The organism is Variovorax multivorans (genome assembly GCF_051216835.1).
Lineage (GTDB): Bacteria > Pseudomonadota > Gammaproteobacteria > Burkholderiales > Burkholderiaceae_C > Variovorax.
This window is the reverse complement of record NZ_JBPJZL010000003.1, coordinates 421,840-434,300: the sequence shown is the minus strand read 5'-3', so window position 1 is coordinate 434,300 and position 12,461 is coordinate 421,840. Positions and strand designations below refer to the sequence as shown.

The window sequence follows — 12,461 nt, the reverse complement described above, 5'->3', positions numbered from 1 at the left end:
TCATCCATGAAGAACAAGATTGCGCTCGAAGAGCATTTCGCGATCGACCTGACGATCGGCGACTCGCAGGTATACGCCCGCCCTGAGGTGTGGCAGGGCCTGAAGAACAACCTGCTCGACTTCGAGCAGCAGCGCCTCGAGCAGATGGACGAGTGGGGCACCGAGCTGTCGATCCTCTCGCTCAACTCGCCGGCGGTGCAGGCCATTCCCGATGCGAAGCGCGCCATCGAGGTCGCGCAACGCGCCAACGACGTGCTGGCCGAGCAGACGAAGCGCCATCCCACGCGCTTCGGCGGGTTCGCGGCGCTGCCCATGCAAGACCCCGAAGCGGCTGCGCGCGAACTCGAGCGCTGCGTGACACAGCTGGGCTTCCATGGCTTCCTGGTCAATGGCTTCTCGCAGGTGGGTGACGAGAACACCGTCGTCTACTACGACGACCCGCGCTTCGCCGATTTCTGGGCCGTCGCCGCCACATTGAAGAAGCCCTTCTACATGCACCCGCGCGACCCGTTGCTGAGCCGCGAGCCCATCTACGAAGGCGCGCACTGGCTCACCGGCCCCACCTGGGCCTTTGCGGTGGAGACCGGCCTGCATGCGCTGCGCATCATGTCGAGCGGCCTGTTCGACCGGTACCCCGATCTGCAGATGATCCTCGGCCACTTCGGCGAGGGCATTCCCTTCAACATCTGGCGCGTCGACCACATCCTGCGCAAGGGCCGCCGCGGCATGCCCTGTGACAAGGAGATCGGCGACTACCTGCGCAGCAACGTGCACATCACGACCAGTGGCAACTTCCGCACGCCCACGCTGCTGTCGACGATGCTCGAAGTGGGGGCGGACCGCATCATGTATTCGGTCGACTATCCGTTCGAGAAGCACGAGGACGCGGCCCGTTGGTTCGACAAATGCGAGATCAGCGAGAACGACCGCCAGAAGATCGGTCGCGACAACGCGCGCAAGCTGTTCGGATTGAAGTGACATGCGCACTGTGAAAGACACCCGTCCCGTGCTCGTGGCCGGTGGCGGCATCGGCGGGCTCGCCGCGGCGCTGGCGTTGGTGCGCGAGGGCTATCGCGTGAAGGTGATCGAGCAGGCCGGCCAGATCGGTGAGATCGGCGCCGGAATCCAGCTCAGCCCCAACGCCTTTGCGGCCTGCGACGCGCTGGGCGTGGGCGAGCATCTGCGCGCCAAGGCGGTCTACACCGAAGAGATGGTGATGTTCGACGCCATCGACGCGAAGCGCGTGGCGAGCATTTCACTCTCTGACAGCTTCCGCGAGCGCTTCGGCAACCCCTATGCGGTGATCCACCGCGCCGACATCCATGGTGCGTTGCTCGAAGGTGTGAAGGCCACGACCGAAGGCATCGAGTTCCTCACCTCGACCAAGGTCGTGCACATCGAGCAGGACGACACGGGCGTGACGCTGATCGACGCGCAAGGCGGCCGCCACGAAGGCCAGGCCGTGATCGGCTGCGACGGCGTGCGCTCGGCGGTGCGACAGCAGTACGTGGGCGACAGCATCCGCGTGTCGGGCCATGTGGTGTTTCGCGCGGTGATCGACACGGCCGATTTCCCTGAGGCGCTGCGCTTCACCGCGCCGTGCATCTGGGTCGGGCCCAACTGCCACCTGGTGCACTACCCGCTGAAGGGCGGCGACAAGTTCAACATGGCCGTCACCTTCCACAGCGACCAGCCGGAGGAGTGGGGTTCGATGGATGGCGACCCGGCGGAGGTGCAGCGCTACTTCCGGCCCACCTGCGAGCAGGTGCAGCAGCTGCTGCGCATTCCGAAGGCGTGGAAGCGCTACTCAACGGCCGACCGCAACCCCATCGAGCAATGGACCTTCGGCCGCGCCACGCTGCTGGGCGATGCGGCGCACCCGATGGTGCAGTACCTGGCGCAGGGCGCGTGCATGGCTTGCGAAGACGCGGTGACGCTGGGCCTCGCGCTGCGCCGCGAAGAGGGTGACTGGCCGCGCGCGCTGGCTTTGTATGAACGCTCCCGCGTGGCTCGCACTGCCCGCGTGGTGCTCTCAGCGCGAGAGATGGGCCGCATCTATCACGCCAAGGGCGTCGAGCGGCTGGTGCGCAACAGCATGTGGACGGGCCGACCGCAGGAGCGCTTCTACGACGCGCTCGAATGGCTCTACGGCTGGACGGCCGCCAACTGCCTCGACGACGAGAAGGCCGCGTGAAATTCAAGGAAACGACATGACGACAAACGAACCCCTTCGCGGCTGGACCGTGGCCGCCCGCGTGCTGATGGCGGTGATCTTCCTGGTCGCGGGCGTGCGCAAGCTCATGACCTATGGCGCAACGCTCGGCTACTTCGCCAAGCTCGGCATTCCGCTGGCCGACATGGTGCTGCCGCTGACCATCGCGCTCGAGATCGGTGGCGGGCTGCTGCTGATTGCCGGCTGGCGCGTGCAGTGGGTTGCCGGCGCGCTGGCCCTGTTCACGTTGGCCACGGCCTTTGCAGCGCACGCGTTCTGGGCCGCCGATGCGGCGCAGTTCAACGCGCAGCTCAACAATTTCCTGAAGAACGTGGCCATGGCCGGCGGCTTCCTGCTGCTCATCGTGCAGGCGGGCGCTGGCGAGAAGACTGCAGGCAACCGGGGCTGAGCGGAAAACTCCTTTCCGTTCCTGTCGTTGAATGATTGGGCGGCCCGGCGGGACACTCGCCCGGCGGGCCGCCGGCGTATCGTGATGCCCGGCATCGGCCGTTCATGAACATTCGAGAGACAGACAGGAAAAGCCATGACCACACCATCGTTCGTCTACACCAGCGTGCCCCAGCGGGTGGTGTTCGGCGCGGGCTCGCTGCAGCATCTGGCGCGCGAGATCGACATGCTCGGCGTGCGCCGGGCCCTGGTGCTGTCCACGCCCGAGCAGCGCCCGCAGGCCGAGCGGGTGGCCGACATGCTCGGCGCGCACGCGGCCGGTGTGTTCGACCGTGCCGTGATGCACGTGCCGATCGAAACGGCGCGTGAAGCGCGGGAAGTCGCTGCCCGGCTGGGGGCGGATTGTGCCGTGGCCATCGGCGGCGGTTCCACCACCGGGCTGGGCAAGGCCATCGCGCTCGATTCGGGCCTGCCGATCCTCGCCATTCCGACCACCTATGCGGGTTCCGAGATGACGCCGATCTACGGCATTACCGAAGCCGGCATGAAGAAGACGGGCAAGGATTTCAAGGTGCTGCCGCGCACCGTGATCTACGACCCCGAGCTTTCGCTGGGCCTGCCCGTGGGGATGAGCGTGACCAGCGGCATCAACGCCATCGCGCATGCGGCCGAAGGGCTCTACGCGGTCGATTCGAATCCGATCATGGACCTGATGGCGCAGGAAGGCATTGCCGCACTGGGCCGCGCGTTGCCCGCCATCCGCGCCACGCCCAAGGACCCCGATGCCCGCAGCGACGCACTCTATGGCGCCTGGCTCTGCGGCACGGTGCTGGGCAATGTCGGCATGGCGCTGCACCACAAGCTGTGCCACACGCTGGGCGGCAGCTTCAACCTGCCGCATGCCGAGACCCACACCATCGTGCTGCCACATGCGCTGGCCTACAACGCCGAAGCGGCGCCGCAGGCCATGGCGCGCATCGCGAAGGCGCTTGGGGAAAGCAGTGCCGCGCAAGCCGTGTACGACCTTGCGCGTGACAACGGAGCGCCGGTTGCGCTGCGCGACATCGGCATGAAGGAATCCGATCTCGACCTGGCCTGCGAGCATGCGCTCAAGAACCAGTACCCCAATCCGCGCCCGCTGGAGCGCGATGCGATTCGTGCCTTGCTGCAGAACGCGTGGGAAGGTGTGCGGCCCTGATTTGCAGCAGGGCCGCGTCGCCGCTTACAGGCCGGCCTGGCGCGTGAACGACACCGTCGGCTTGCTGTAGGCCGAGGGCACCTGGTCGCGGTAGAACGCGCGGCGGTCCAGGCTTTGCAGCGGGTCGTGAGCGGTGGCCACGGCCCGGTCGCGCACCGCATTGCGGTCGAGCGTGGAGTTGACGGCCACAGTGCCTTCTGCGGCGCTGTCGGAGTAGGGATTGCCGGCGCGCGCGGCGGCCACGGCTTCGGCCTGCACGTCCATGCGGCTGGCGGACGAGGTGATGGCGTGCACGCCTTCGTAGGTTTCGGCATGTACCGCGCCCGCGGCACCCAGCATGGCGAATGCGGCGGCGGAGATGGCGATGAGTTGCTTGGTGTTCATGATGCGAGTCCCTTTGACTGTCAGTGTGGGCGGCGGACATTCGTCGTTGCCACGGGATGCAGTGTGAAACCGCATCGTGGTTTGCGCTGTGCGTTTGCGCACCGCTTTCAGCAACTACAGGGGAGCAGCGCTGTGCGGTGCGTAGAGCACCGCAAGAGGTTCGGAGCGTCCCCGCACGGTGAGCGTTTCGACCGCGCCCATGGCCTCCGCAACGCCGGCCTGCTCGGCCGCGAACAGCGAGACGACGAGGCGCGATGCGGCCGTCTTCGAATGGTCCTGCAGCCGGCTCGCGGTGTTGACCACTTCACCGATGGCCGTGAAGGTCGTGGTTTCCAGGTAGCCCACTTCACCCACCGCCGCACGGCCCGCATGCAGGCCCATGCCGAACTCCAGCCGCTGGCCGAACTGTGCCTCGAAGCCTTCGCTCCATGCGTCCATGCGCTGGCCGATCAGCTCCGTCGCGTGCAGTGCCTGCCTGCAGGCGGTGGGCAGGTCGCATTCGAGCCCGAAGATCGCCATCACGCTGTCGCCGATGAACTGGTTCGGCACGCCGCCGCTTTCGCGCACGGCCGCACCGACGGTGGCGAAGTAGCGGTCGAGCACATAGGCCAGGTCGAAGGGCCACTGCCGCTCCGACAGGCCCGACCAGCGCCGCAGGTCGACGAACAGGATCGCCACGTCGCGCTCGCGCCCGAAGCTGCCGACCGGCGCGGGCCGGCCTTCATTGGGCAACGGCGCGAACAGCGGCGTTACTTCGATGTCGCCGCGCGGGCGCAGCTGGCAGGCCAGGCGCACGTCGGCCGGCGCGCGCACGCGTTCGAGCGTGCGCTGCTCGTCGCGGCCGGGCTCGCCGATGTGCTCCGCCGGGCCGGCCACGCGCACGCGGCAGGTCGAGCAGCGGGCCCGTCCGCCGCAGATCGACACGTGCGCGATGCTGTGCGAGCGGCTCGCTTCCAGCACGCTCCAGCCGCGCGGCACCTGCACCGTACGGCCGGGGTAGCGCAGCGTGACCGATGGCTGCCGCGATAAGCGCGCGAAGCTGTTGCGCCCCCAGCGCGCCGCCAGCAGCGCGACCAGCGCCAGCCCGTAGAACCACTTGATGTTGCCTTCGGCCGTATTCAGCGCCTTGCCTTGCTCGGGCGTGGGAAGCACGGTCGGCGGCACGCCGCTCCACTGGAACTCGCGCCCCATGGAGACGAAGCCCATCGCCGCCGTCAACGGCAGCACAACCGCAATGGCCAGCAGCAGGTAGGAAAAGCGCCGCCAGGCCGGCTGCGCCCGCAGCGCGAAATGCAGGCCCAGGCAGCCGTGGACCCAGGCCGCCAGCATCATCAGCAGCTGTGCGGCCGCGCCCTGCCAGTCCCACAGCCCCCAGACCACGCGCACATACGAGCCCTCGATGCCATAGGCCAGGTAGGCGCCGCGCATGGCAGTGAGGTGCGTGGCCAGCAGCAGCGGCAGTGCGAAGCCCAGCAGCACGCGCAGGCCTTCGAGCGGCGGCATGCGCAGGGTGCGGCGCTCCCACAGGGCGACCACGGCCAGCGCCAGGTGCGTGGCGGCCGCGCCGTACAGCAGCACGGTGCCCGGCAGGCTGTGCCAGAACTTCTGCACGCCGCGCAGCACGGTTTCGGCCGCCGCAAAGGAATAGATGCCCAGCGAATGGTTCAGCAGATGCGCCGTGATGTAGGCCATCAGCACCAGCCCGCTCGCCCAGCGGAGATTGCGCCGTGTCGGCGGTCTCAGGGAAAAAGGGGGAGCGTGAGGGGAACGTCTGTCCATGAACGGGTTCGAAGCGGCACCCGAGCATAATCCGCGCGCCTAACCCCGTTGACCATCAACCCCCGGCATGGCCAAACCCGAACCTACCCCCCGCTCCAGCCTCGCGCTGCGCCAGATCGCGCTGTTCGAAGGCCTTTCAGACCAGCGCCTGGACCTGCTGGCCCAGCAATGCCTGTGGCACAGCGTGGAAGCCGGCAAGCCCTTGCTGCTGCGCGCCGAGCAGCAGGGTGACCTGTTCCTGCTGGTCTCGGGCCGGGTGCGGGTGACGACCTACTCGGCCAACGGCCGGCAGGTGACCTTCCGCGATTCCGAAGCCGGTGAGCACTTCGGCGACATCGCGGCCATCGACGGCGGCCCGCGCTCCGCCGACGTGGTCACGCTGGAGCCCAGCGTGGTCGCCAGCCTCGATCGCGCCGCCTTCATGGCCCTGCTGCACGACGAGCCCCTGGTGGCCCAGCGGGTGATGCTGCGGCTGGTGTCGCTGGTGCGGCAGCTGTCGGAGCGCGTCATCGACCTGAGCACCCTCGGCGTGCAGAACCGGCTGCATGCCGAGCTGCTGCGCCTGGCCCGCACCGCCGGCATCGACGGCAACCAGGCTCGGCTGGACCCGGCTCCCAAGCACGCGGCGCTGGCCAGCCAGATCAGCACCAACCGCGAGCAGGTCACCCGCGAGCTGAATGTGCTGGTGCGCGGCGGCGTGCTGCGCAAGGACGACAAGGCCCTGCTGGTGGCCGACGTCGCCCGCCTGGAACTGATGGTTTCGCAGGTCAGGGGCGACGCCGACTGAGCCGGAAGACGCTCAGTTCCAGCGACCCTTGACGCCGCCCACGCTGAAGCGGCCGGCACCCAGCAGCACCACCGTCAGCGCGCCGAACAGGTACAGGCCCTGCAGTTCCAGCGCCCAGCCGCCCTGCTTGGTCAGCGAGAACAGGTCGGCCATGTGCACGAGGCCGAAGGCCACCAGCATGTTGATGACCACCACGGCAGCGGCGGCACGGGTGAATACGCCCGCGATCATCAGCAGCGGAGCGACGATTTCGCCCACGTACACCAGGTAGGCCAGCCCACCCGGCAGGCCGGCCTTGGCCAGCATGCCGCCGATGAAGCCCACGCCGGCAGACAGCTTGAAGATGCCGTGCAGCAGCACCAGGAAGCCGATCGTCACGCGAATCAGCAGCTTGCCGGAATCGTCCAGCGTAGCGGGGGAGAGGGCGGAAAGCGGCGATGCGATCGGCGCACGCGAGGTGTTGGCGGCTGCGGCCTGGGTGTTCATGGCGGATCCTTGCTTGGTGGAAAACGGTGGGTCCGCCGCGGAATGCGACGGTTGCGGTTCCAGTTTGCGGAGCTGCCGAAATCAGGGATGTGCGTTTACGCACATGTTTTGGCGAAAGGCCGTTCTGCGCGGTCAGTGGCTGCCGAAATGGCTCGTCCACTTTCTTTCATAGTCCATTTTTGCGAAATGCGCCGCCATGAAGTCGATGAAGCTGCGCACCTTCGCTGACAGGTGCTTGCGGCTCGGGTACGCCAGGTTGATCGTCAGGTGCGGCAGGTCCCAGTCGTCCAGCGTGGGCACCAGCCGGCCGGCCACGATGTCTTCATAGACGATGTAGGTCGGCTGCACCAGGATGCCCATGCCGTCGAGCGCGGCGGCGCGCAGCACCTGGCCGTCGTTCGACTCGAGCAGGCCCGTCACCGACACCGTGTGCGTCTCGCCGCCTCGGCTGAAGCGCAGCTCGTTCGGGTTGTTGGCGTGGGTGTAGATAAGCAGCTTGTGCTGCTTCAGCTCGTCCAGCGTCTTCGGAAAGCCGTGCTGCGCAAAGTAGCGCGGCGATGCCGCCAGGATGCGCCGCGTTTCGCCGAGCCGGCGGATCGTCACGTTCGAATCGGGCTCGTACTCGCGCGTGCGGATTGCCACGTCGATGTTGTTGTCGATCAGGTCGAAGTAGCGGTTGGCTGCCTCCACGTGCACCGTCACGCCCGGATAGCGCTGCGTGTATTCGCGCAGCAGCGGCGCGATGTGGTGGATCGAGAAAGAGAGCGAGGCCGTCACGCGCAGCACGCCGGTGGGGTTCAGCGCGGTGGCGTTCACGGTCGATTCGGCATCCGCCAGGTCGGCCAGGATGGTGCGGGCGCGGCCGCAGAACTCGCGGCCGGTGTCGGTGAGGTACAGGCGGCGCGTGTTGCGCTCGACCAGCCGCGCGCCCAGCCGTTCTTCGAGCGCGCTCAGGTGGCGGCTCGCGGCGGCGTTGGACAGGCCCAGCGCTTCGGCCGCGCGGCTCAGGCTGCCGGCATCGGCGATCTGCACGAGCAGGGCGATTTCGGTCCAGCGGTCCATGGGCGGTGTCTCCGGGGCTTGTTTTCTTGTCGGGCTGATCTCAAGAAAACATTGTGCTGGATGGCGCACCGGGAGCCGGCTTCAGTGAACGAAATGTCCCCCCGCGCCGATCATGGTCATCTCGACGAACCGCGAGCCGTTGTGGTTGTCCGGCGTGAAAGACACGGTGAAGCCGCCCGCGTCCCAGTTGCCCATCGTCTCCAGCGCCGCCGCCAACCTGGCCCGCGTGAGATCGCGTCCCGTGCGGCGCAGCCCTTCGACCAGGGTCTTCGCGGCCAGGAATCCTTCCATCGATCCGAAGCTCATTCCTGGCACGCCAGCCTTCTGCATGGCCCGGGCATATTCGTTCTGCAAGGGCGAAGCCTTGCCCCAGGGGAAGGGCACGACTTCGGAAATCATCACGCCAGCAGCGGCGCCGCCCAGTTCGTCGGCCAGCGCCTTGCCGCCGACAAAGGACACGCTGACGAACTGGCCGGTGTAGCCGGTCTTCTTCATTTCCTTGATCAGGGTCGCGCTGGAAACGTAGGAGCTGATCAGCACGACGGCATCCGGGCGTGCTGCCTGCAGCGCCTTGGCAGCAGCCCCCACATCGGTGCTGTGCCGCTCCACCATCGCCGTTGCGACGATCGGCAATCCCCGCTTGGCTTTCGCCTTGGTCACGGCGTCGAGTCCGGCCTTGCCGTAGGCGTCATTCTGGTGAAAGACCGCGATGCTCTTCGTGCCGGTGACCGACAACTGGTCGAGGATGTATTCGGCTTCGTCGAAATAGCTCGCCCTGACGTTGAAGACCAAGCGGTTGAGCGGCTGGCGCAGCGCCTCGGCGCCAGTGACCGGCGCAAAGAACGGCACCTGGGCCGCCACGGCCAATGGCAGGGCCGCCAGCGTGGTGGAAGTGCTGACATAGCCGAACAGCGCAACAACATGGTCCTGCTCCAGCAGTTCGGCGGTGTTGCTCGCCGTCGTCTGGGGATCGTAGACATCGTCCTTGGCGCGCAGCTCGATCTTGCGGCCGTGGATGCCGCCGCCCTCGTTGATCATCTGGAAGTAGGTGCGCGCCCCGAGGTTGAACTCCGTGCCGAGCTGCGCGGACGGGCCGCTGAACGGCGCCGACTGGCCGATCACGATGGTGTCGTCCGCGACCACGGCCTTGTCCTTCTCCCTGGCGGAGCCCGGCAGGCTGGTGAAACCGAGCGAGGCGGCCGCGGTACAGGACACCAGCAGGGAACGCCGCGTGAGCGAGTCGGGCCGTGGGCTATGGGGAGTGGTCTGGCTGAGAGGCATGTTGTATCGAGAGACAAGGCGGAACGCGCTGTAGAGAAACATCCTGTGGCAATTGTTTGCGAACTTATGTACTCCTGACCAGTTGTCGAATTGGAATTCAGCCGATCACTTTTCGGGGTAATCGCCTGCCGCGTTATCAGCGCGCACGCCGGCAGACCGCCTGCGGCGGCGACGATTGCAGCGACGTCATCGGTCCTTGTTGGGCGAGCAATGAGGGTTCGACCATTCCGCTGGGCGGAAAAATCATTTGCGCCCGGGCGCTTTCGTGCGAACGGCGTGCGGCCTACAGTGCGCCGAGACAACATGGAGACAGTCACGATGCGCAACCTCAACCAGGACAACATCACCCAGGCCGTGCTCGCGCGCTTTGCCGACACCCCGAGCCCGCGGCTGCACGAGATCATGACCAGCCTGGTGCAGCACCTGCACGCCTTTGCCCGCGAGGTGAAGCTCACCGAGGAAGAGTGGTTCCAGGGCATCCAGTACCTCACCGCCACGGGCCAGAAGTGCGACGACAAGCGGCAGGAGTTCATCCTGCTGTCGGACGTGCTGGGCCTGTCGATGCTCACCATCGCGATGAACAACGACAAGCCCGCCGGCTGCACCGAGGCCACGGTGTTCGGCCCCTTCTACTTCGAAGGCGCGCCCGAGTACGAGCACGGCGACGACGTGGCCAACGGCGCCGTGGGCGCGCCCTGCGACGTGTTCGCCACGGTGCGCGGACTCGACGGCGAGCCGGTGGCCAATGCAGTCGTCGACGTGTGGCAGGCCGACGAAGGCGGCCACTACGACGTGCAGCACCAGGGGCTGGACCACGCCGAGAACCGCGGCCGCCTGCGCACGGCGGCCGATGGCTCGCTGCATTTCCGCAGCGTGCTGGCCGAGGCCTATCCGATCCCGGTCGATGGGCCCGTGGGCGACCTATTGCGTGCGACCAAACGCCACCCGTGGCGGCCCGCGCATCTGCATTTCAAGATCGAGGCGCCGGGCTACGAACGGCTCATCACCCACGTGTTTCGCGACGGCGACCAGTGGCTCGACTCCGACGCGGTGTTCGCGGTGCGCCAGTCGCTGGTCGCGCCGTGGACGAAGCAGGACAACGGCCACTGGCGGCTGGACTTCGACTTCGTGCTCAACCCGTTGAAGCAGCCTGCCTGACCAAACAAAAACAATGAAGGAGACAACGCAAATGACAGACACCCTGCAGCAGGAGCTGCTGATCCGCCGGATGATCGAACGCTGGGCCGTGTGGCGCGACGCCGGCGACTGGGAGCGCTTCGCCACCGTGTGGCACCCCGATGGCGTCATGATGGCCACCTGGTTCCAGGGGCCGTACTCCGAATTCATCCGCGTCACGCAGGAGGGCTGGGCCAAGGGCGTGAGCATCCTGCACTTTCTGGGCGGCTCGGCCATTGAGGTGGCTGGTGAGCGCGCCATTGCGCAGACCAAGATGACCATCTCGCAGCGCGGCATGGTCGAGGGCGTGTTGTGCGACGTGGTGTGCACCGGCCGCTTCTACGACTTCGTGGAAAAGCACGGCGGCGAATGGAAGCTGCTGCACCGCCAGCCGATCTACGAGAAGGACCGCATCGACCCGGTGGACCCTGCCGCCACCGTGACGCTCGATGCAGCCGTGCTGGCCGACCTGCCCGAAGGCTATCGCCACCTTGCCTACATCCAGCAGCGCATCGGCTACACGGTGAAGCTGGACATGCCGATGCTCAAGGGGCCGGCGGTGGAGGCGCTGTACCAGCGCGGTGCGCGCTGGCTCGCTGGCGGCGCACTCGAGCGCTGACGGAGCGGCCATGGCCACCACACTCGACCGCCGCAGCGTCATGGCTGCGGCGCTGGCGATGCTCGCCATGCCGAAACTCGTGCTTGCACAAGACTGGCCCGCGAAGCCGCTCAAGCTCGTCGTGCCGCAGCCTCCCGGCGGCGGATTCGACTTTGTCGGTCGGCTACTCGCAGAGCGCCTTTCGCGCGCTCTCGGCCAGCCCGTGATCGTCGACAACCGCTCGGGCTCCGGCACGGTGGTCGGCACCGACTTCGTCGCCAAGGCGCCGGCCGATGGCTACACGCTGCTGGTCGGCTCGGTGTCGAACCTCGCGCTCAACATGGGGCTGTACAAGAACCTGCCGTACGACTCGTTGCGCGACTTCGAGCCACTGGGGCTGGCCGTGGCCTACAGCTATACGCTGATGGCGCGCAAGGATCTGCTGCAGGGCACGCTGAAAGACGTGGTGGCGTTTGCCAAAGCCAACCCGAAGAAGCTCAACTACGCATCGGCCGGTAACGGCTCTGGGCAGCATGTGATCGCGGCGACGCTGTGGCAGCAGGCCGGCGTGGAGCTCACGCACGTGCCATACCGTGGCGCGCAGGCGGCCTATCAGGACCTGCTCGGTGGGCGGGTCGATCTCTTCTTCGATCTTTCGCCTACGGCGCGGCCGCAGGTGGTGGCCGGCAACGCGAAGGCGCTTGCGGTGTCGGGTACATTGCGGCTGCCGACGCAGCCTGACGTTCCCACCATTGGCGAGACTGGCGTGGCGAAGCTGGAGCTTGAATCGTGGTTCGGTCTCTTTGCTCCGGCGAAGACACCGCCGGCGGTGCTGGAGCGACTGCGTACCGAGCTTGCAAAGGTCATCGCAATGCCTGAGGTGATGGATTCGTTCGTGAAGGCCGGTGGCAAGCCGCTCGCGCTGTCGCAGCCTGACACGCACGCGCTGGTGCGCAAGGACGTGGAGCGCTGGAGTCGCACGGTGCGTGAGCTGGGTATTCAGCCGGAGTAGCGCCAGAGCGCCTGCACGGCGCGCCCTGTCCTGCTACGCTCGCGAAGCCCGCCGCCCCGGTGGGCTTTTTTCTGCGCT

The 12,461-nt window shown here is 67.1% G+C and carries 13 protein-coding genes; 8 read left to right on the top strand and 5 right to left on the bottom strand.

Annotated features, from left to right (window positions below; translation table 11 throughout):
- Positions 1–6: 6 nt before the first annotated feature.
- From ACSFCA_RS09130 to ACSFCA_RS09115, 4 genes are all read left to right on the top strand, one after another.
- Positions 7–978 (top strand): amidohydrolase family protein, encoded by a 972-nt coding sequence (locus tag ACSFCA_RS09130; protein WP_435459193.1) that lies wholly within the window; start codon positions 7–9, stop codon positions 976–978.
- 1 nt (position 979) lies between these two features.
- Positions 980–2,194 carry a 3-hydroxybenzoate 6-monooxygenase gene (locus ACSFCA_RS09125; RefSeq protein WP_435459194.1) on the top strand — a complete coding sequence of 405 codons (1,215 nt, stop codon included), beginning with the start codon at positions 980–982 and terminating at the stop codon, positions 2,192–2,194.
- 16 nt (positions 2,195–2,210) lie between these two features.
- On the top strand, positions 2,211–2,621 hold the full coding sequence (locus ACSFCA_RS09120; RefSeq protein WP_258353009.1) for a DoxX family protein: 411 nt from the start codon (positions 2,211–2,213) through the stop codon (positions 2,619–2,621).
- 135 nt (positions 2,622–2,756) lie between these two features.
- Entirely contained in the window at positions 2,757–3,818 is a 1,062-nt protein-coding gene (locus ACSFCA_RS09115; protein ID WP_435459195.1) for a maleylacetate reductase, read from the top strand.
- Positions 3,819–3,842: 24 nt separating this feature from the next.
- On the opposite strand, the gene ACSFCA_RS09110 is transcribed toward ACSFCA_RS09115, so the two are convergent.
- Together ACSFCA_RS09110 and ACSFCA_RS09105 are read right to left on the bottom strand one after the other, a co-directional pair.
- Positions 3,843–4,202, bottom strand: a complete 360-nt coding sequence (locus ACSFCA_RS09110; RefSeq protein WP_435459196.1) for an alpha/beta hydrolase — start codon at positions 4,200–4,202, stop codon at positions 3,843–3,845.
- A 114-nt stretch (positions 4,203–4,316) separates the two neighbouring features.
- Positions 4,317–5,981 (bottom strand): adenylate/guanylate cyclase domain-containing protein, encoded by a 1,665-nt coding sequence (locus tag ACSFCA_RS09105; protein WP_435459197.1) that lies wholly within the window; start codon positions 5,979–5,981, stop codon positions 4,317–4,319.
- Positions 5,982–6,048: 67 nt separating this feature from the next.
- Here ACSFCA_RS09105 and ACSFCA_RS09100 point away from each other — a divergent pair, with 67 nt between their 5' ends.
- Positions 6,049–6,768: a Crp/Fnr family transcriptional regulator gene (locus tag ACSFCA_RS09100; protein ID WP_435459198.1), complete on the top strand. Its 720-nt coding sequence runs from the start codon at positions 6,049–6,051 to the stop codon at positions 6,766–6,768.
- A gap of 12 nt (positions 6,769–6,780) precedes the next feature.
- Here the strand turns inward: ACSFCA_RS09100 and ACSFCA_RS09095 are convergent, their stop codons facing one another.
- From ACSFCA_RS09095 to ACSFCA_RS09085, 3 genes are all read right to left on the bottom strand, one after another.
- The gene (locus ACSFCA_RS09095) at positions 6,781–7,254 is read right to left on the bottom strand and encodes a DoxX family protein (RefSeq protein WP_258353014.1); all 474 of its coding nucleotides are present in this window, start codon (positions 7,252–7,254) and stop codon (positions 6,781–6,783) included.
- 132 nt (positions 7,255–7,386) lie between these two features.
- Positions 7,387–8,316, bottom strand: coding sequence for a LysR family transcriptional regulator (locus tag ACSFCA_RS09090; protein ID WP_435459199.1), 930 nt, complete (start codon positions 8,314–8,316; stop codon positions 7,387–7,389).
- Positions 8,317–8,397: 81 nt separating this feature from the next.
- Positions 8,398–9,597, bottom strand: a complete 1,200-nt coding sequence (locus ACSFCA_RS09085) for an ABC transporter substrate-binding protein (protein WP_435459200.1) — start codon at positions 9,595–9,597, stop codon at positions 8,398–8,400.
- A gap of 318 nt (positions 9,598–9,915) precedes the next feature.
- Between ACSFCA_RS09085 and ACSFCA_RS09080 the strand changes: the two genes are divergently transcribed.
- Genes ACSFCA_RS09080 through ACSFCA_RS09070 form a run of 3 tightly spaced genes read left to right on the top strand, consistent with a single transcriptional unit; the run spans position 9,916 to position 12,383 of the window.
- Positions 9,916–10,755, top strand: a complete 840-nt coding sequence (locus tag ACSFCA_RS09080) for an intradiol ring-cleavage dioxygenase (protein ID WP_435459201.1) — start codon at positions 9,916–9,918, stop codon at positions 10,753–10,755.
- Positions 10,756–10,786: 31 nt separating this feature from the next.
- Positions 10,787–11,392, top strand: a complete 606-nt coding sequence (locus tag ACSFCA_RS09075; RefSeq protein WP_435459202.1) for a nuclear transport factor 2 family protein — start codon at positions 10,787–10,789, stop codon at positions 11,390–11,392.
- A gap of 10 nt (positions 11,393–11,402) precedes the next feature.
- Positions 11,403–12,383 carry a Bug family tripartite tricarboxylate transporter substrate binding protein gene (locus tag ACSFCA_RS09070; protein WP_435459203.1) on the top strand — a complete coding sequence of 327 codons (981 nt, stop codon included), beginning with the start codon at positions 11,403–11,405 and terminating at the stop codon, positions 12,381–12,383.
- Positions 12,384–12,461 lie beyond the last annotated feature (78 nt).